Raw genomic sequence first — 17,808 nt, forward strand, 5'->3', positions numbered from 1 at the left:
AAATTTCTTAGTTTTGCGCCACTCGGGGTGAAAAGGTGAGGCGCATCACATCACACTGGCTTCACGCGGGGCCTGCGCATGTAAAAACGGCAGCAGCAGCAGGGCGGAAATTCCCGCCGCGATGGCGATCACCGCGAAGAAGCCGCTCCAGTGCCAAATGTCGATGACCCGCGCCAGCGGCCAGCCGGAGAGCGATGCGCCGAGGTAGGCAAACAGCCCGACAAAGCCCGTCGCCGCGCCTGCCGCCTCTTTATGGGAGCACTCTGCCGCCGCCATGCCGATGAGCATCTGCGGGCCAAAGACGAAGAAGCCGGTGGTGAAGAAGCACGCCGCCTGCATGACGTAGCTGGCGAACGGCATCAGCCACAGCGACCCGACGGAGAGCAGTATGCCAGCGGCAAAAATCAGGTTCATCGGGCCGCGGTTGCCGTTGAACAGCTTATCCGAGCCCCAGCCCGCCACCAGCGCGCCGATAAACCCGCCCAGTTCGAACATCGTGACCGCCGAGTTGGCAGTGACCAGGTCCACGCCGAGCGTCTCGGACATGTACAGATTGCCCCAGTCGTTGATGGCCGCGCGCACCACGTAGACCAGCACGTAGCAGAGCGAGAGGAGCCAGATGTAGGGGTTTTTCAGCACGTATTTGGTGAGGATCTCCTTGCGGGTCAGCCCCGCGCCCTCCTGCTGCTGGGCAATCTCCATCTCGTCGTGCCGCCAGTCGCCCACCGCAGGCAGACCCACGGTCTGCGGTCTGTCACGCAGGCGCCAGCAGAGGAACAGCCCGGCGACAATCGCAAGGCCACCCGCAATCATCATCCCCGCGCGCCAGCCGTAGTGCAGCGCCGCGGCACCCACCACCATCGGGATCAGCGCCCCGCCGACGTTGTGCGCGGTGTTCCAGACGGCCCACCAGCCGCCGCGCTCGTTGCGCGAGTACCATGCCGTAAGCAGGCGGGCGCAGACCGGCGCACCCCAGCCCTGGAAGAAGGCGTTCAGCGCCCACAGCAGGGCAAAGGCCCACAGCGAGGTAGAGAAACCAAACAGGATGTTCACCACGCCGGTGGCGATCAGCCCTACGCCCATGAAATAACGCGCGTTGGAGCGATCGCTGACGATGCCGGAGAAGAACTTCGACAGGCCATAGGTGATGTAAAACAGCGTCGCCAGCAGGCCGATGTCGGTGCGCGTCATCACGCCGCTGGCGAGAATTTCCGGCGCGGCGGCGTTGAAGCTTTTGCGGGTAAAGTAGAACAGCGCGTAGCCGAGCCAGATGGCGATCAGTATATGGCGACGCCAGTAGCGGTAGCGGGCGTCGATTTCCGCTTTGTCGCCAATCGGCGCGGCGCTGGCAGGGGTTTTAAACATGATAACTCCGTAGCGGCAGGCTGACGCTGACGCGCGTCCCGTGGGTGCAGGAGAGGTTTAGCGTGCCGCCCAGCGCCTTGACGCGCTCTCGCATGCCCGCCAGGCCAAAGCCCTGGTGGCCGGAGCCCGGCGGCAGGCCGCAGCCATCGTCTTCAATTATCAGCATCAGGCGTTCGTCCTGCTGCCAGCCCTGGATCGTGACCGCGCTGGCATTGGCGTGTTTAACAATATTGTTCAGTCCTTCCTGACAGACGCGGAAAAGGGTCACGCGCTGGCCTTCGCTCAGCGCAGATTCGTTAATTCGCCAGTCGAGATGGCTGACAATGCCGCGGCTTTCAAGCTCCATCTCGCGCATCAGGGAACGCACCGCCTGCTCCAGCGACAGGTCATCGAGCTGGCGCGGACGCAGCCTGCCGAGCAGGCGTCGCACCGAGTCATACACGCCCAGTGAAAGCTGCTCGATATGCGCTCCGCCCTGCTTCACGCCCGCGTTTTCCGCCGCCAGACGCTGGACAATCCCCGCCTGGGTGCGGATGGCGGTGATCGTCTGGCCGATATCATCGTGCAGCTCGCGGGCGACCTCCTGTCGCACGCTCTCTTCGGTCTCCAGCAGGCGTTCAGCCAGACGCCGGTTGCGCGCCAGCTCGGTTTGCAGGGACTGGTTCAGCTCGCGCAGACGCTGAATACCCGCCCCGAGCAGCAGCCCGGTCAGGCTCTGGGCCAGTAGCGAGAGCAGCAGATCCACCGGATGGTCGTGCCAGGTCTGGCTGGCAATCAGCGCGATGGCGTTCATCAGGGTCGCGATCAGCGCCCCCTGCCAGCCGTAGTGCCAGGCCAGGGCGATAATCGGCAGCGCCAGGCAAAACGGCGTGAAGCGTGAAAGCTCGGCAGGTAAACCGAGCTGAAGCCAGAGGCTCACCACGAACAGCAGCAGATACCAGATGAGATGCCTGGCGCGCCAGTTCACCGGTTGGGACACCAGCCCCGGACCAAGCGGTTGCCAGACGGTGCTGGAGAGATAGTGCCAGATAACGAGGCAGGTCGGCGCGAGCGTCAGGCCACCGGTTAGGGTGAGCAGCAGCGCGTTGAGCATCTCCTTATCGCCAACCCACGGCAGGGACTGCAGCAGCGCGGCGGCAATCAGCGCCGCCCCCTGGCGCAGCAGCGTGCGCCAGTCGCGCTGGTGACGGTAGCGGGAAATGAGCGCAACCGGGAGAAGCGTAAGCAGGCTTCCGGTCATCAATAATGGCAGATGCGCCAGAGCGACTTCCTGCGCCAGCCAGACCAGCAGCAGCCACTCCGCGCCCAGCAAAACGGGCCAGTAGCCGCGCGGGCACTGGAGCATTAACCCCAGTCGCAGGCCGAAGGGAAACAACAGCACCGCCAGTTCAGGACGTTCCACCAGATGCAGGCTGATGCTCCACAGGCAGAACCACGCGGCAGAGAAGATAAAAAAGCTGGCAACGACGGCGATCAGCCGCGAAAACACGGGACTCATTGCCAGCTGTCAAACATGCGGCGCGCCAGCTCGACGTCGTTGCTGACGTTGAGTTTTTCCATCAGGTTGGCGCGATGGACGTGCACGGTCTTCGGCGACAGATCCAGCTCGGCGGCAATCTCTTTTACCGACATCCCCTGCGCGAGCTTCTCCGCCACCTGACGCTCGCGTCTGGTGAGCGGATCCTGTCGTCCGGCCGCCAGCTTGATGGCGATATCCGGCGTCAGGTAGCAGCCGCCGGTGGAGACGGTGCGCACGGCGGCAATCAGCTCGTCCGGGCTACAGCGTTTGGAGAGGAACCCGCGCGCGCCCGCGTTGAGCGCCTGCTCGACCAGCGCCGGGCTGTCGTGGACCGAGAGCATAATGGTCGCCATCCCTTTCGGCAGCTGGCTTAACAGCTCCAGCCCGGAGAGATCCGGCATCGAAATGTCGCAGATACAGACCTGCACCCCGCGCCCCGGCAGGCCCGCCAGCGCTTCGCGACCGGAGCCAAACTCGGCCACGACCTGGAAATCCGGTTCGAGGTTGAGAAGCTGGGCAAAGCCAGAGCGGACGATAAGGTGGTCGTCGATAAGGGCGATGGTGGTCATGTGTGTTCCTGCGGTCTGAAAAAGCCGGATGGCGCTGCGCTTATCCGGCCTACAAGAGCGAAAGACGCCTACCTTAAGCGATCTATTCGAAGAACACCGCAATTTTGTTAAACATGGTGGGATCGGACTGGTTGCGCGCCACGTTGGTGACATCCTCCAGCTTGTCGATCTGCGCCATCATCTGCTCCAGACGCTGGTCATCGTTGACCAGTAGCCAGATGCGGCTGTGCTCGCTGCCCTGAATCGGCAGACAGAGAATGCCTTCCACGTTAAACGCCCGGCGGGCAAACAGCCCGCAGACGTGGGTCATGACGCCAGGGTGGTTGCGGACGGTGAGTTCCAGAATGACGTTATCATGTTGTTTCTGCATGGCTTATTCTCCCACCATCTCAGTATTTGCCGCACCCGGCGGCACCATCGGATACACTTTTTGTTCAGGGTCGATACGGACGTGGATCAGCGCCGGGCCCGGACGCGAGATCGCCGCCTGCAGCGCCGCGTGGGCATCCTCTTCCGCGTTCAGATCGCAGGTGTGCAGGCCAAAGCCGGCGGCAATCTGCATAAAGTTAATCATCCCCGGATAGGTCGCCGCAAACACGCCCTGCTTGTAGAACAGGCTCTGCTGCTGGTGCACCAGGCCCAGCGCCTCGTTGTTCATCAGGATGATTTTCACGTCTAACTGGTTTTCGGCTGCGGTCGCCATCTCCTGAATGTTCATCATCAGGCTGCCGTCGCCGGAGAAGCAGATGACCTTGCGGTCCGGATTCGCCAGCGCCGCACCAACTGCTGCAGGCAGACCAAAGCCCATGGTGCCCAGACCGCCGGAGGTGAGCCACTGGCGAGGACGGTTCAGCGGGTAGGCCTGGGCGGTCCACATCTGGTGCTGTCCCACGTCGGTGGTGATAATCGCGCTGTCGTCCACGCAGGCGGCCACGGCGTTGATCAGGCCGTAATGGCTCAGCGGGTCGCCTTCGGTTGGGATGGCGCCCGGGAACTCGCGCTGCAGGTCGGCCACCAGCTGGCGCCAGTCGGCGCGACCGGTCGCCTCGGTTTGCGGGATCAGCTGCGCCAGCACTTCGGCTACGTCCCCCTGAATCGCCACGTGCGGCTGCTTGATTTTACCCAGCTCGGCGCGATCGATATCCACGTGAATGATTTTCGCATTCGGGCAGAATTGCTCGGTTTTGCCAATCGCCCGGTCATCAAAACGTGCGCCCATAACAATCAGCAAATCCGCCTCTTGCAGGATGTAGTTGGTGCTGCGCGCGCCGTGCATGCCCAACATCCCCAGGGACAGCGGGTGCGCTTTTGGCAGCATGCCGAGCGCCATCAGGGTCATGGTGGTCGGCAGGTTGGCTTTTTCCGCAAACTGGCGGATTTCATCCGCGGCGTTGATCGCCCCGCCGCCCAGATAGAGCACCGGACGTTTGGCGGCGTTAATCATGGCGGCGGCGTCGCGCACGCTCTCCGCGCTAAATGCTGGCGCGGGGGCACGCTCGCCCGGTTCAGGCAGAACGTCGATCTCAATTTCTGCGGTCTGGACATCCTTAGGAATGTCTATCCACACCGGGCCCGGGCGGCCGGACTGCGCAATGCGGAACGCATCGCTGATAACCTGAGGAAGCTCGGCGATGTCGCGAACTAAATAGTTATGTTTGGTGATGGGGATAGAGATGCCGTAGGTATCCACTTCCTGGAACGCATCGGTACCGATCATCGAGGACGGCACCTGGCCGGTAATGCAGATCAGCGGAATGGAGTCGAGACGCGCGTCGGCGATGGCGGTGACCAGGTTGGTTGCGCCCGGGCCGCTGCAGGCCATACAGACTGCCGGTTTACCCTGCGTGCGCGCCATGCCCTGAGCAATAAAGCCTGCCCCCTGCTCGTGGCGTGCCAGCACGTGGCGGATCTGCGTGCTTTGGCTTAACGCATCGTACAGCGGCAGCACCGTGCCGCCGGGGATGCCCGCAACCGTGGTAATGCCCTGTCGCTCCAGCAGATGAACGATCAGCTGCGCGCCGGTAAAACGCGTCTTGGTGGATGTTGTGCCCGAACTTGCCATGCTCCAGTCCTTTTCTTCTGAGCCGACTTTCCGGGGAGGGTCCTAAACGAAAAACCCCGCCCGGTTTGCGCCGGCGGGGTTTTGGATTCGTGTGTTGATCCAGTCCCTACGGCGCATTGCCGACGACCACCACCACACGCACGACGACCACTGCGGCTGGTTGCGCAGTTTTTAGTAGGGTCGAAGTGAAGATGGATGAAGTCATTGGGAACCTGTGTTTGGAATCATTGATTGAATTTATACAAACACAGGTTTTGGGGCGTGACAATGGAAAAATTTTCATCTGCGCAAAAATGCGTCAGGGATCACGTTTCGTTTGTTGGATGATGAAAACAAAAAACCCCGCCTAAGCGAGGTTTTTATCAGGGTTTTGCGGTTGGTCGCCGCAGAACACACTGTGTTACGTCAACGCAAAAAGTATACGCGATCGAAGACGAACGCGCAATTCCGGCACGGATTTTGACGTTTTTGAGTATGGATCGCCTTTCGATTTTTGTCCAAAAAATACTGTTCATACATACAGTATTTATCTATACTGAGGGTGTTCGCAGTGAGCGAGGGGGCCGCAGTTCTACCGGCGCAACGAAGTCCTGGCTGAAACGGGTGGTGCCGTCAGTGCCTTAACCCCTGAAGTGAGCACACTGTGTTACGTCAATCCTGGTGCTGGCAACAGGCGGCGGAAAGGTACGCCAGCATCGTGCTCCTTTTAACCAAAAGGAGACGCGTATGAGCGTAGTGGATATGGTGATACTTATCCTCAAACTCATTGTTGCAGTACTGCAACTGCTTGATGCTGTCCTGAAATTCCTTCGGTAATTCAGGTTCAAGTCGCACCTGAGAGGGGCGGGCAACCGCCCCTCTTTAATAACGAGGGAATGCTATGTCGCGTCTGTTAATTGAGCCTGTCACACCGGATGAGCCCGGGTATATCGCCCTGAAGGCGGAAAGTATTGCACTGAATTTTAACATGCTGCGCAGGCTTGAAGAGAGCTGGCAGCGGGGTGAGAACCGCTTTAACGCGCCGGGCGAAAAGCTGTTAGGTGCGTTTCTTAACGGCAAGCTGGTGGGCGTGTGCGGCCTCAACCGCGATCCGTTCAGCCAGCAGCCGCGCGCTGGACGTATTCGCCATCTCTACGTCAGCGAGAAGTGCCGCGGGCTGGGGATTGGCAAGCAGCTTTTAACCGTCGTGATGGCCGATGCCAGCATCTGGTTCGATTTCCTCAACACCCATGCGCCGGACGCTGCCTACGGGTTTTATCGCCGGGCAGGTTTTACGCTGGTCTCGGACGAACCGCGGGTGACGCACCGCCTTTTTTGTGCGGTGTAACCGGCTGGCAGCTTCAGGGCGTGAATGTTACAGTTGAGTGACAATTCATCACCCGATACGCCATGACCATCACCGTATTCTGCATTTTGCTGTTCGCCGCCCTGCTGCATGCCAGCTGGAATGCCATTGTCAAAGCCGGAACGGACAAGCTCTATTCCGCGATTAGCGTCAGCGGCTCCGCCACGCTGATTGCCCTGGTGCTGCTCCCCTTCTCTCCACAGCCCTCTGCCGCAAGCTGGCCGTTTTTGTTAGTCTCCTGCGCCTTACAGGTGGTGTACACCGTGCTGGTGGCAAAGACCTATCAGGTCTCCGATATGAGCCAGACCTATCCGCTAATGCGCGGCACCGCACCGCTGCTGGTGGCGCTGATCAGCGTGCTGGCGCTTGGCGATCGTCTCTCCTGGCTCGCCTGGTCCGGCATTGGGGTAATTTGCCTGTCGATTCTGGCGATGGCGATGAACGGGCGCATGCAGTCGCGCAAGGGGATCTGGCTGGCGCTGCTAAATGCCTGTTTTATCGCCGGGTATACGCTGGTGGACGGCACCGGCGTGCGGCTGTCAGACACCGCGCTGGGCTATACGCTGTGGACTTTCTTTATGAACGGCTTTTGCCTGCTGGGCTGGGCGATGGTCGCGCGTCGACGTGAGGCGTCCGGCTACCTGCGTCTGCACTGGAAAAAGGGGCTGCTCGGCGGCGTTGGCACCATGGGCTCGTACGGTCTGGCGCTGTGGGCAATGACGCAGGCACCGCTGGCGGTGGTCGCGGCGCTGCGGGAAACTTCCATACTCTTTGGCGCGCTGATCGCATTTTTGCTTTTAAAAGAAAAGGTTGCGGGCCTGCGCATCGCGGCGGCGCTGGGCATTGCTGGCGGCGCCATTCTGCTGCGTCTGGCGTAAAGCACTGGCAACATTAGTTGCCGTTCTTGTTTACAAATCCTGCCTTTACCGGTTTTTTCATTCACCACAACAATGCTTAAATTGTCATCTCTCTGTGGTAGATTCCTCGCGCATTTATGGGAATGCGCAGTCACTTATTCTTCATTTTTCTCTTTTGGCAAAAGTATTCAGCGACATGAAAAAGCAACGGAACGTTAACTTATTGTTGATGCTGGTGTTACTGGTGGCCGTCGGTCAGATGGCGCAAACCATCTACATTCCGGCGATTGCCGACATGGCAAAGGAATTAAACGTCCGCGAGGGCGCAGTACAGAGCGTAATGGCAGCTTACCTGCTGACCTATGGCGTTTCGCAGCTCTTCTACGGCCCGCTCTCCGACCGCGTCGGGCGTCGCCCGGTGATCCTGGTGGGCATGAGCATTTTCATGGTGGCGACCGTCATTGCGATGACCACCCATAACCTGACCGTATTGATTGCCGCCAGCGCCCTGCAGGGCGTCGGGACCGGCGTCGGCGGGGTGATGGCGCGAACCTTACCGCGCGATATGTATCAGGGTACCCAGCTGCGCCATGCCAACAGCCTGTTGAATATGGGCATTCTGGTCAGCCCGCTGCTGGCCCCGCTGATCGGCGGCCTGCTGGACACGATGTGGTCCTGGCGCGCCTGTTACGCCTTCCTGCTGGTGCTCTGCATGATTGTCACCTTCAGCATGGCGCGCTGGATGCCGGAAACGCGCCCGCAGGACGCGCCGCGCACGAAGCTTCTCGCCAGCTATAAAACGCTGTTCGGCAACGGCGCGTTCACCTGCTACCTGCTTATGCTGATTGGCGGCCTGGCGGGTATCGCGGTGTTTGAAGCCTGCTCCGGTGTACTGCTGGGCGCGGGGCTTGGCCTGAGCAGTATGGTGGTGAGCATTCTGTTTATTCTGCCGATCCCAGCGGCGTTCTTCGGCGCGTGGTTTGCCGGGCGACCAAACAAACGCTTCTCCACCCTGATGTGGCAGTCGGTGATCAGCTGTCTGCTGGCGGGTCTGATGATGTGGATCCCGGGGCTGTTTGGCGTGATGACCGTCTGGACGCTGCTCATCCCGGCGGCGCTATTCTTCTTCGGCGCGGGGATGCTGTTCCCGCTCGCTACCAGCGGCGCGATGGAGCCGTTCCCGTTCCTCGCAGGTACGGCGGGCGCGCTGGTGGGCGGTTTGCAGAACATCGGTTCCGGCGCGCTGGCCTGGCTCTCGGCGATGATGCCGCAGACCGGGCAGGCTAGTTTGGGCCTGTTGATGACGCTGATGGGGCTGCTGATTTTACTGTGCTGGCTGCCGCTGGCGTCGCGTGTCCCGCATCATGAGCAGCCGGTTTAACCGCATGATGGCCCGGCTTCTCGCCGGGCTTTTCACAGACAGGGGCGATCATCGCCTGCAATAACGGCTCTGGCGCAGGCCGCCAGGCGCCCTCTTCCCCGTCGTAAAACTGGAAATCCGCGTTAAGCGCATACGGGATTTTCGCCTTTTGCAGCTCGCAGGCCATAAAGGTAGCGAACGCTATTTGCGAGGCGGTTGGCGTAAAGCGGCTTGATTCTCCCACGCCCCAGCCCCCAACCCAGCTAACGTGCCCGGTTTTTTGCTGCCAGTGCAGCGCGGCATTGATGCGGTTACGGATTGCCGCTTTCTCCGCCGCCGTGCCGGACGTCCACGGGTATTTACCGCCATTCTTCAGCGGCCCCCACGGGAAAATATGCCACTCCGCCAGCAGATAGTTTTGGCTGTGTGCGGGCAGCTTCAGGCTGGATAACTCCTCCGGCGCGGCACGCAGGCGTGGCGCGATGAAGATCATGCGCTGTGGGTCGATGTCGTGGATCGCTTTGATGGTTTTTTCATAGACGCGGTTTAACGACGCCAGATTGTGGTTGAGCTTGTCGGCCGGCTCATAAATGAGGTCAAAACCCAGCAGCGGGTAGCTCTGACCGAAATAGTGCGCCACGGCAATCCACCAGTTGACCGTCTCTTTCTCGTTATCGGCTTTCGGGTCGTTTTTATATTCATCCGCCTGATACGCGACTATCGGGATCACGCCATACTGCTCGCAGGCTTCCACCAGCTTGCGCAGGTGGATCAGCCGCGCTTCCGTCGGCTCATCGGCGACACGGATGCGCACGTGGGTAATGCCTTTAGCCCGAAAATCGCGTACCACCAGCGGGTCGAATTCACGTATGCCGCGCTCGGTGCGCGCCCAGTCCACATCCATCCCGACGCCCAGCTGCTGCGCATAAAGGGCGGCCGTCAGCGGCGGCTCAGCGGCAATGGCCCAGCCGGAAGAGATCAGTAATGCACAGGCAATAAAAGGCTTTAACACGGTTTACCCTGGATAAATCGAAAGCATTACCTGTATTTAGCACGCTTTTTCACATTTGGTGTAGCGCGAAAGCGTAATAATTCTTCAACCTGCCAGTTCTCTCAGCCAGCCGATAAAGGCGTCAATTTTCGGCCACTGACGGCCCGAAAGCGTCGAAATATAGTACTGCTGATGACATTTCAGGGTCTTGTCACCAAACGGAGCGATCAGTTCGCCCCGTTCAAGCCGTTTTTGCACCAGCCGCTTTCTGCCCATCGCGACGCCGACGTGATTAATGGCCGCAATGATCGCCAAATCGGAACGATCGAAACCAATGCCCGATGATGGCGGCATATTCACCGCAAAGTGCTGCGCCCAGCTCAGCCACTCATCCGTACCGGAATCATTACTCCAGGCCTGACGGTCATGCAGCAGCGTGCAGTGGCTGAGGTTGTCGGGGTTTTTCAACAGCTCATGCTCGCGGGCATAGTGCGGCGAGCAGACGGGCAAAATCTCTTCGTCCATCAGGAAGTGGTGAGACAGATGGTTTGGCGGCGTATCGTCGAAATAGAGCGCCAGATCGACACCCGTTCGCTGCATATTGACGTAATCATTGCCGGTCAGGACGGTGAGCGATATTGACGGATAGCGGCGGGTAAAGTCACCCAGCATGGGTACCAGCCAGCACTGGGCGATCGACGGCCGGGAGTAGACCGTCAGCGTGCCGGACAGCGCCTGGTTTTTGATATCCAGGATCTCCTGATTCAGGGTGTCGAGGGACGATTTTAGCGTCCAGTAAACGCGCTTTCCCTCCTGCGTCAGCTCGACTTTACGGTGCGAACGGACAAACAGCTGAATACCCAGCTCCTCTTCCAGCAGATTAATGCGGTGGCTCACCGCGCTGGGGCTAAGCGACAGTTCCTCCGCCGCCAGCGCGAAGGATTCATGCCGGGCCGCCACTTCAAAGGTGTACATTTTCGACAGTTGCCAGCCGTTGAGCAGCCGGTTTCTGGCTTCATTTGCATCGGTCATCACAATTCTCACGCGTGGTTTCTGCACTCAGCATACCGTTTAAGGGTGAATTTATGTGAACCTAATGCGAGTTAAGTGCGTTTTTTAGAGCGCAGTCACTCAGTTGATTCAATCTGGCTCACCTGAACGCCAATTTATATCGTTTGTCAGCCCACGCCGCTTTTTCGTCCAATACCCCCAGATGACATAAGGGTGAGGTGAGATATGGGATCTCAGGTCTGGGTTGTGGCAACGCTGCTGGTCAGCATTGTGTTGATTGTTTTAACCATCGTAAAACTGAAGTTTCACCCGTTCCTCGCGCTGCTGCTGGCGAGCTTTTTCGTCGGCGCAATGATGGGAATGAGCCCGCTGGATATGGTAAACGCCATCGAGAGCGGGATTGGCGGCACGCTGGGCTTCCTGGCGGCCGTGATTGGTCTGGGCACCATTCTCGGCAAGATGATGGAGGTTTCCGGCGCGGCAGAACGCATCGGGATCGCCCTGCAGCGCTGCCGCTGGCTGTCAGCAGACGTGATTATGGTGCTGGTGGGCCTGATCTGCGGCATTACGCTGTTCGTGGAAGTGGGCGTGGTCCTGCTGATCCCACTGGCGTTTTCCATCGCCAAAAAGACCCACACGTCGCTGCTTAAGCTGGCCATTCCGCTCTGTACCGCGCTGATGGCGGTGCACTGCGTGGTGCCGCCGCATCCGGCTGCGCTGTTTGTGACCAATAAATTAGGGGCGGACGTCGGGACGGTGATCGTCTACGGCCTGCTGGTGGGCCTGATGGCCTCTCTGGTCGGCGGCCCGCTGTTCCTGAAACTACTCGGCAATCGTCTGCCGTTTAAACCGGTTCCGGCGGAATTTTCAGACCTGAAGGTGCGGGAGGAGCATACCCTGCCGTCGCTGGGCGCCACGCTGTTCACGGTGCTGCTGCCGATTGCCCTGATGCTGGTGAAGACCATCGCCGAACTGAATATGGCAAAAGACGGCACGCTGTATACGCTGCTGGAGTTTATCGGCAACCCGATCACCGCGATGTTTATCGCCGTGTTTGTCGCCTACTACCTGCTGGGGATCCGCCAGCACATGGGCATGGGCGCGATGCTGACCCATACGGAGCACGGCTTTGGCTCTATCGCCAACATTTTGCTGATTATCGGCGCGGGCGGCGCGTTCAACGCCATCCTGAAAACCAGCGGACTGGCGGACTCGCTGGCGCATATTCTCTCGAACCTGCACATGCACCCTATCCTGCTCGCCTGGCTGGTGGCGCTGGTGCTGCATGCCGCCGTTGGCTCCGCGACGGTCGCGATGATGGGCGCCACGGCCATCGTCGCGCCGATGCTGCCGCTCTACCCGAACGTCAGTCCGGAGATCATTACCATTGCCATCGGTTCCGGCGCAATTGGCTGCACGATCGTCACCGATTCCCTCTTCTGGCTGGTGAAGCAGTACTGCGGCGCGACCCTGAATGAGACCTTCAAATACTATACGACGGCGACGTTTATCGCCTCGGTGCTTGCACTTGGCGGCACATTCCTGCTTTCTTTCATTATCTGAGCGCGAAGAGACGTATTATGGAAAACGCAACTATCACTACTTTAACCGCACAGTTTCCTCTGGTTGAGGATCTGATTGCCCTGAAAGAAACCACCTGGCTTAACCCGCGCACCACCACGCTGGCGGAAGGGCTACCCTATGTCGGGCTGACCAAAGCCGACGTGGACGACGCCCATGCGCGACTCAACCGCTTCGCGCCGTATCTGGCGAAAGCCTTCCCGGAGACGGCGGCAACGGGTGGGATTATTGAATCCGAACTGGTCGCGATCCCGGCAATGCAGGCGCGGCTGGAGAAAGAATCTGCTAAGTCTATTCCCGGCACGCTGCTGCTGAAAAAAGACAGCCATCTGCCGATTTCCGGCTCGATTAAAGCGCGCGGCGGTATCTATGAGGTGCTGACCCACGCGGAAAAGCTGGCTCTGGACGCCGGATTACTGAGTGTTGAGGATGACTACAGCATCCTGCTGGAGCCGCGCTTTAAGGACTTCTTCAGCCAGTACAGCATTGCGGTAGGCTCAACCGGCAACCTGGGGTTGTCCATCGGTATCATGAGCGCCCGCATCGGCTTTAAGGTGACGGTGCATATGTCCGCCGACGCCCGCGAGTGGAAGAAAGCCAAACTGCGCAGCCACGGCGTCATCGTCGTGGAATATGAGCAGGATTACGGCGTGGCGGTGGAGCAGGGACGCAAAGCGGCGGAAAGCGATCCGAACTGCTTCTTCATTGACGATGAAAACTCCCGCACCCTGTTCCTGGGCTACGCGGTGGCAGGCGAGCGGCTGAAGGCGCAGTTTGCCGCACAGGGCCGCGTGGTGGATGCCGATCATCCGCTGTACGTCTATCTGCCGTGCGGCGTCGGCGGCGGCCCTGGCGGCGTGGCGTTTGGCCTGAAGCTGGCCTTTGGTGACAACGTCCACTGCTTCTTCGCGGAGCCCACGCACTCCCCGTGCATGCTGCTGGGCGTCTACACCGGCCTGCACGACGAGATTGCCGTACAGGACCTGGGCATTGATAACGTAACGGCAGCGGACGGGCTGGCGGTAGGACGCGCGTCCGGCTTCGTGGGGCGCGCGATGGAGCGCCTGCTTGACGGGTTCTATACGCTTTCCGATCAGAGCATGTACGACATGCTCGGCTGGCTGGCGCAGGAGGAAGGCATTCGGCTGGAACCGTCCGCGCTGGCGGGCATGGCCGGACCGCTGCGCGTGCCTTCAGATGCCAGCGTTACCCACCTGGTGTGGGCGACCGGCGGCGGCATGGTGCCGGAAGACGAGATGGCGAAGTATCTGGCTAAAGGGAAGTAATTATGCCGGGTGGCGGCTGCGCCTTACCCGGCCTACGGTTCGCGGCAGTTGTAGGCCCGGTAAGGCGTAGCCGCCACCGGGCTTTAAAAGCTCACAATTTGCTGAATGTGGGTCATCGCAAACAGCAGTGAGAGAGAAAGCACGGCCAGGGCGATCAGGAACTTATCCCGCACCGCCTTCGGCTGCACAACATCCTCTTTTGCCACGTCCATCAGGTTACGACTGCGGGTATAGCGCCATAAAACGATCGCCACCAGCGCCAGCACAACAAGCGAGATCCAGAACGGCACCCCGGTGCGGTGCCAGTTGTGCTTAATCGCCAGGGCAATCAGCGCACCATACCCCAGCAGCGTGCGCAGCCAGGCGAGTGACGTTCGCTCCGGCTGCAGGCCGGGGTCCGCTTCGCGTCGCGCTTTGCGGCTATCCGCCATAGAACACCAGCACCATCACCACGCCCGCCACCACCAGCAAAATCGCGCTGATGATAAGTAATCCACGCGTATAGGGCAGATCCTGCTTCAGACGCATCGCCTTCTCATTGCGCAGCCAGCGCAGGTAGCCGTAAATTGCCAGCACGCCCGCGAACAGGCACAGCAGCAGCGCCAGCACCTCGCGAATCAGCGGGGTGGCGAAATCAGGCGCGAGCTGGTCGAGCCCCACCCCGGCGGCAAGGAATCCCAGCGCGGTGCGGATCCACGCTAAAAACGTGCGTTCATTAGCCAGCGAGAAGCGGTAGTCCGGCGCTTCGCCGAGGCGGGAAATTTTCATGAAGGTTCCTTGTCGTGCAACGGGCAGGCTTCAGCATAGCGTAAATCGACAAGGACAAGGAGACCGGCATCGGGCGATGCCGGTCGGGACGATCAGTGCAGCTCCGGCCAGAACCCCTTATTGGCCTCGATCAAGTCATCCAGAATCGCTTTCGCGACCGACGCGCTCGGCACGGTTTTCGACAGGGTAATCGCCTGCCAGAGTTTCTGGTACGAGCGCTGCTCCCAGGCATCCACCACCAGTTTTTCCACCGCCACCTGCTGGCTCATCAGCCCTTTCTGGAAGTGCGGAATATCGCCCACCGTGAGCGGCTCCGGTCCGTTATGGCCTACCAGGCAAGGAATCTCCACCATCGCATCGGCATCAAAGTTATGGATGGCCCCGTTGTTTGGCACAATCAGCAGCATGCGTTCCTGGGTATTAAAGGCAATCGCGGTCGCCAGATCGACGATGTACGACGCGTGTTCATCGATTTCCAGATCGCCGGCGGAGGATTTTCCCGCCTCGATAATCGCCCGGCAGGAACTGAACACGTTCTTCTCACGGTGATCCATGACCTCATTGGCGCGGGTGCGTTCCGGGTTGGAATGTGCGACCACGTAGTCCGGGAACAGGTAATACTTCAGGTAGGTGTTCGGCATGGTATCCGGATCCAGCGCCTGCACGTCTTTTGCTTTAGCGAACGTATCGTTCCAGCTCGCTTCGGTATGCGCATCTTCTGAAGGTGGAACATAACCGTTTTTCGCCACGTATTCGCGCAGCTTCGGCATCAGATCGTTGCCGTTCAGGTCTTCAATTGACGTCCACCAGCCGAAATGGTTCAGGCCGTAGTAGCGCACGCGCATCTCTTTGCGGTCTTTCAGGCCGACAATCTGTGCCATGCGCCCTTCGATGCCGATCGGCATATCGCAGATGTTGAGGATTTTGGCGTTCGGACGCAGGCGGCGCGTGGCCTCCGCAACAATCGCCGCCGGGTTGGAGTAGTTCAGCATCCACGCGTTCGGGGAGTACTGCTCCATGTAATCCACCAGCTCCAGCACGCCGCCGATAGAGCGCATGCCGTAGGCAATTCCGCCCGGGCCGCAGGTTTCCTGGCCCAGCACGCCGTGGCGCAGCGGGATTTTTTCATCTTTTTCGCGCATCGGGTATTTGCCCACGCGGATATGCGCCATCACGAAATCGACATCGCTAAAGGCCGCTTTCGGATCGGTGGTGTAGCTGAATTCAATCTCCGGGGCCTGCTCCTTAAGGATGATTTTGCACGCTTCGGCGATGGTCTCCTGACGCGCGCCGTCGTTGTCATAGAACTTCAGGGCGCGCAGCGGGAAACGGTCACGGTTGGCTAACAGCATCAGGACGATACCAGGCGTAAAGGTGCTGCCGCCGCCTGCAATGACAACTGAGAATTTTTTCATGATATAGCCTCTGTCAGGGTGGTTTGTTCATTCGTTAAGGGGGTTTTCATCAGCGATTCCAGCTGGTCGCGCACCTGAGGAACGTGCAGGCCGACAATCACCTGAATGCCGTTGCCGCGTCGCACCACGCCGTGGGCGCCGAGGGCTTTGAAGACGTCATCGCTTTGCGTTTTCGCCATATCGACCAGGGCGATGCGCAGGCGGGTGGCGCAGTTGTTGATGCTTTCGATGTTGGCCGCGCCGCCGAGCGCCTGCAGGAATCCGGCGGCCTGCCCGACCTGCTGGCTGGCCGCGGCCGGGGCGGTGGTTTGCCCGCGCGCCGCCTTATAGTCGGCCTTGCTGTAGAGCTTGATTTCGCTCTCCTCCCGGCCCGGGGTTTTCAGGTTCAGACGTGCAATCAGCGTTTTGAAGACCACGAAGTAAACTCCGGTGAAGCAGACGCCAATGCCGATCTGGGTAAAGACCGTCGCGGCGTGGTTATGGAACATCGGGATCCAGTTTTGCGGCAGGAACTGGTCCAGCAGGCCGCCGCCCATGTTCCCGACCACGCCGAAGGTGTACATCACCGTCGCCATGGTCGCCGCCAGCACGGCGTGAACGGCAAACAGCAGTGGCGAGATAAACAGGAAGGTGAATTCGAGCGGTTCGGTAATGCCCACCAGCACCGCGGTAAGCGTGGCCGGGACCAGCAGCCCCGCGACCTTGACGCGGTTTTCCGGCGACGCGGTGTACCAGATCGCCAGCGCAATCCCGACCGAGCCGAACACTTTTGAGTTACCGTGCAGGGCGAAGCCGCCTTCCGGGAAGAGGGTTTTCAGCGGCAGGGTGCTCTGGCTGAATTCCTGCAGATGCTGCGCCCAGTAGACCTGAATCCCCCCTTCCACCGCCGCCGGGCCGAAGATGAACGGACCGTAGACGAAGTGGTGCAATCCGGTTGGGATCAGAATGCGTTCCAGGAAGGTATAGACCCACACGCCCAGCGCCCCGGCAGAGCGCAGGAACGCCTGCAGGGACTCAATGCCCATCTGCACTTTCGGCCAGCCCAGCAGCGTCAGCCAGGCGCAGGGGATCATGACGAAGAACGCGAGGATAACGACAAACGAGCTGCCCTGGAAAATCCCCAGAAACACCGGCAGCGGCTTGTCAAAATAGCGGTTATGGATGGCGGTGACGATGCCTGAAATCACGATTGCACCGATGATGCTGGTATCGAGCGTTTTGATGCCGGCAATCATCGCCAGCCCGCTACCGGCCGTCGGTTCGGCGGAGAAGTCGACGCCAAAGAAGTGGCCCCAGGTCATCCCCATCGCGTTGATGAAGTAGTTCCAGGTCAGGAAGCTAATCAGCACCGCCAGACAGGCACGGCCCTGGGCCTGCTTCGCCAGGCCAATCGGCAGGCCGACGGCAAAAATCAGCGGCATATTGCGGAACACCGCCCAGCCGCCCTCTTCAATGATGTGAACAATCTGCGCGAAAAGATGATCGGGGGCCGTTAAGGCTTCGCCGACAAACAGCGGGTTGCGAAGCATGATGGCTATTCCCACCACGATCCCGGCGAACGGAAACAGCAACACCGGGGTAAACATGGCACCGCCAAAACGTTGTATTTGACTGAGCATTTTTAAATCCTCATGAAACAACCTGTAGGGGTAGAGGCCTTTATGGTTTTTTGCTGGCCT

At 59.9% G+C, this 17,808-nt stretch carries 18 protein-coding genes; 6 read left to right on the plus strand and 12 right to left on the minus strand.

Features of this window, described 5'->3' with window-relative positions; translation table 11 throughout:
- Positions 1-45 precede the first annotated feature (45 nt).
- The 6 genes from ACMGGE_RS16520 to ivbL all read right to left on the minus strand — a co-directional run bounded on the left by ACMGGE_RS16520 (position 46) and on the right by ivbL (position 5,720).
- Positions 46-1,365: an MFS transporter gene (locus ACMGGE_RS16520; RefSeq protein WP_126288224.1), complete on the minus strand. Its 1,320-nt coding sequence runs from the start codon at positions 1,363-1,365 to the stop codon at positions 46-48.
- Positions 1,358-2,863, minus strand: a complete 1,506-nt coding sequence (gene uhpB / locus ACMGGE_RS16525) for a signal transduction histidine-protein kinase/phosphatase UhpB (protein WP_045907947.1) — start codon at positions 2,861-2,863, stop codon at positions 1,358-1,360. The genes ACMGGE_RS16520 and uhpB overlap by 8 nt, the downstream gene beginning before the upstream one ends.
- Entirely contained in the window at positions 2,860-3,453 is a 594-nt protein-coding gene (uhpA, locus tag ACMGGE_RS16530) for a transcriptional regulator UhpA (protein WP_022646555.1), read from the minus strand. The genes uhpB and uhpA overlap by 4 nt, the downstream gene beginning before the upstream one ends.
- Positions 3,454-3,535: 82 nt before the next feature.
- A complete protein-coding gene (gene ilvN, locus ACMGGE_RS16535; RefSeq protein ID WP_008500144.1) occupies positions 3,536-3,823 on the minus strand; it encodes an acetolactate synthase small subunit in 288 nt (95 codons plus the stop codon).
- Between the two features lie 3 nt (positions 3,824-3,826).
- Entirely contained in the window at positions 3,827-5,515 is a 1,689-nt protein-coding gene (ilvB, locus tag ACMGGE_RS16540) for an acetolactate synthase large subunit (protein WP_235400575.1), read from the minus strand.
- A gap of 106 nt (positions 5,516-5,621) precedes the next feature.
- On the minus strand, positions 5,622-5,720 hold the full coding sequence (ivbL, locus tag ACMGGE_RS16545; protein ID WP_057979964.1) for an ilvB operon leader peptide IvbL: 99 nt from the start codon (positions 5,718-5,720) through the stop codon (positions 5,622-5,624).
- A gap of 521 nt (positions 5,721-6,241) precedes the next feature.
- Here ivbL and tisB point away from each other — a divergent pair.
- The 4 genes from tisB (at position 6,242) to emrD (ending at position 9,098) form a co-directional block, all read left to right on the plus strand.
- Entirely contained in the window at positions 6,242-6,331 is a 90-nt protein-coding gene (gene tisB / locus ACMGGE_RS16550; protein WP_023309830.1) for a type I toxin-antitoxin system toxin TisB, read from the plus strand.
- A 64-nt stretch (positions 6,332-6,395) separates the two neighbouring features.
- The gene (locus ACMGGE_RS16555) at positions 6,396-6,842 is read left to right on the plus strand and encodes a GNAT family N-acetyltransferase (RefSeq protein WP_025910712.1); all 447 of its coding nucleotides are present in this window, start codon (positions 6,396-6,398) and stop codon (positions 6,840-6,842) included.
- A gap of 62 nt (positions 6,843-6,904) precedes the next feature.
- On the plus strand, positions 6,905-7,738 hold the full coding sequence (locus tag ACMGGE_RS16560; RefSeq protein ID WP_045909373.1) for an EamA family transporter: 834 nt from the start codon (positions 6,905-6,907) through the stop codon (positions 7,736-7,738).
- Positions 7,739-7,913: 175 nt separating this feature from the next.
- Entirely contained in the window at positions 7,914-9,098 is a 1,185-nt protein-coding gene (emrD, locus tag ACMGGE_RS16565) for a multidrug efflux MFS transporter EmrD (protein ID WP_048226801.1), read from the plus strand.
- Here the strand turns inward: emrD and ACMGGE_RS16570 are convergent.
- Entirely contained in the window at positions 9,001-10,089 is a 1,089-nt protein-coding gene (locus tag ACMGGE_RS16570) for a cellulase family glycosylhydrolase (protein WP_420293971.1), read from the minus strand. The two genes, emrD and ACMGGE_RS16570, sit on opposite strands and share 98 nt — an antisense overlap.
- 84 nt (positions 10,090-10,173) lie before the next feature.
- Positions 10,174-11,100: a DNA-binding transcriptional regulator DsdC gene (dsdC, locus tag ACMGGE_RS16575; protein ID WP_420293972.1), complete on the minus strand. Its 927-nt coding sequence runs from the start codon at positions 11,098-11,100 to the stop codon at positions 10,174-10,176.
- Positions 11,101-11,304: 204 nt separating this feature from the next.
- Here dsdC and dsdX point away from each other — a divergent pair, with 204 nt between their 5' ends.
- The gene (gene dsdX / locus ACMGGE_RS16580) at positions 11,305-12,642 is read left to right on the plus strand and encodes a D-serine transporter DsdX (RefSeq protein ID WP_024907381.1); all 1,338 of its coding nucleotides are present in this window, start codon (positions 11,305-11,307) and stop codon (positions 12,640-12,642) included.
- Between the two features lie 17 nt (positions 12,643-12,659).
- Positions 12,660-13,946 (plus strand): D-serine ammonia-lyase, encoded by a 1,287-nt coding sequence (dsdA, locus tag ACMGGE_RS16585; RefSeq protein ID WP_420293973.1) that lies wholly within the window; start codon positions 12,660-12,662, stop codon positions 13,944-13,946.
- An 83-nt stretch (positions 13,947-14,029) separates the two neighbouring features.
- On the opposite strand, the gene ACMGGE_RS16590 is transcribed toward dsdA, so the two are convergent.
- From ACMGGE_RS16590 to ACMGGE_RS16605, 4 genes are all read right to left on the minus strand, one after another.
- Positions 14,030-14,377: a DUF202 domain-containing protein gene (locus ACMGGE_RS16590; protein WP_045909368.1), complete on the minus strand. Its 348-nt coding sequence runs from the start codon at positions 14,375-14,377 to the stop codon at positions 14,030-14,032.
- Positions 14,367-14,714 (minus strand): DUF202 domain-containing protein, encoded by a 348-nt coding sequence (locus ACMGGE_RS16595; RefSeq protein ID WP_025756985.1) that lies wholly within the window; start codon positions 14,712-14,714, stop codon positions 14,367-14,369. The genes ACMGGE_RS16590 and ACMGGE_RS16595 overlap by 11 nt, the downstream gene beginning before the upstream one ends.
- 92 nt (positions 14,715-14,806) lie before the next feature.
- Positions 14,807-16,129, minus strand: a complete 1,323-nt coding sequence (locus tag ACMGGE_RS16600) for a 6-phospho-alpha-glucosidase (protein WP_252078000.1) — start codon at positions 16,127-16,129, stop codon at positions 14,807-14,809.
- Positions 16,126-17,748 carry an alpha-glucoside-specific PTS transporter subunit IIBC gene (locus tag ACMGGE_RS16605; RefSeq protein ID WP_008500158.1) on the minus strand — a complete coding sequence of 541 codons (1,623 nt, stop codon included), beginning with the start codon at positions 17,746-17,748 and terminating at the stop codon, positions 16,126-16,128. The genes ACMGGE_RS16600 and ACMGGE_RS16605 overlap by 4 nt, the downstream gene beginning before the upstream one ends.
- Positions 17,749-17,808: the final 60 nt, after the last annotated feature.

This window comes from Enterobacter sp. BNK-22, assembly GCF_048684805.1.
GTDB classification, from domain to species: domain Bacteria; phylum Pseudomonadota; class Gammaproteobacteria; order Enterobacterales; family Enterobacteriaceae; genus Enterobacter; species Enterobacter quasiroggenkampii.

Bases quoted from the DNA above. Each gene is read 5' to 3' on its own strand.
- ACMGGE_RS16520 (WP_126288224.1), bottom strand. From the start codon at position 1,365: ATGTTTAAAACCCCTGCCAGCGCCGCGCCGATTGGCGACAAAGCGGAA.
- uhpB (WP_045907947.1), bottom strand. From the start codon at position 2,863: ATGAGTCCCGTGTTTTCGCGGCTGATCGCCGTCGTTGCCAGCTTTTTT.
- uhpA (WP_022646555.1), bottom strand. From the start codon at position 3,453: ATGACCACCATCGCCCTTATCGACGACCACCTTATCGTCCGCTCTGGC.
- ilvN (WP_008500144.1), bottom strand. From the start codon at position 3,823: ATGCAGAAACAACATGATAACGTCATTCTGGAACTCACCGTCCGCAAC.
- ilvB (WP_235400575.1), bottom strand. From the start codon at position 5,515: ATGGCAAGTTCGGGCACAACATCCACCAAGACGCGTTTTACCGGCGCG.
- ivbL (WP_057979964.1), bottom strand. From the start codon at position 5,720: ATGACTTCATCCATCTTCACTTCGACCCTACTAAAAACTGCGCAACCA.
- tisB (WP_023309830.1), top strand. From the start codon at position 6,242: ATGAGCGTAGTGGATATGGTGATACTTATCCTCAAACTCATTGTTGCA.
- ACMGGE_RS16555 (WP_025910712.1), top strand. From the start codon at position 6,396: ATGTCGCGTCTGTTAATTGAGCCTGTCACACCGGATGAGCCCGGGTAT.
- ACMGGE_RS16560 (WP_045909373.1), top strand. From the start codon at position 6,905: ATGACCATCACCGTATTCTGCATTTTGCTGTTCGCCGCCCTGCTGCAT.
- emrD (WP_048226801.1), top strand. From the start codon at position 7,914: ATGAAAAAGCAACGGAACGTTAACTTATTGTTGATGCTGGTGTTACTG.
- dsdC (WP_420293972.1), bottom strand. From the start codon at position 11,100: ATGACCGATGCAAATGAAGCCAGAAACCGGCTGCTCAACGGCTGGCAA.
- dsdX (WP_024907381.1), top strand. From the start codon at position 11,305: ATGGGATCTCAGGTCTGGGTTGTGGCAACGCTGCTGGTCAGCATTGTG.
- dsdA (WP_420293973.1), top strand. From the start codon at position 12,660: ATGGAAAACGCAACTATCACTACTTTAACCGCACAGTTTCCTCTGGTT.
- ACMGGE_RS16590 (WP_045909368.1), bottom strand. From the start codon at position 14,377: ATGGCGGATAGCCGCAAAGCGCGACGCGAAGCGGACCCCGGCCTGCAG.
- ACMGGE_RS16595 (WP_025756985.1), bottom strand. From the start codon at position 14,714: ATGAAAATTTCCCGCCTCGGCGAAGCGCCGGACTACCGCTTCTCGCTG.
- ACMGGE_RS16600 (WP_252078000.1), bottom strand. From the start codon at position 16,129: ATGAAAAAATTCTCAGTTGTCATTGCAGGCGGCGGCAGCACCTTTACG.
- ACMGGE_RS16605 (WP_008500158.1), bottom strand. From the start codon at position 17,748: ATGCTCAGTCAAATACAACGTTTTGGCGGTGCCATGTTTACCCCGGTG.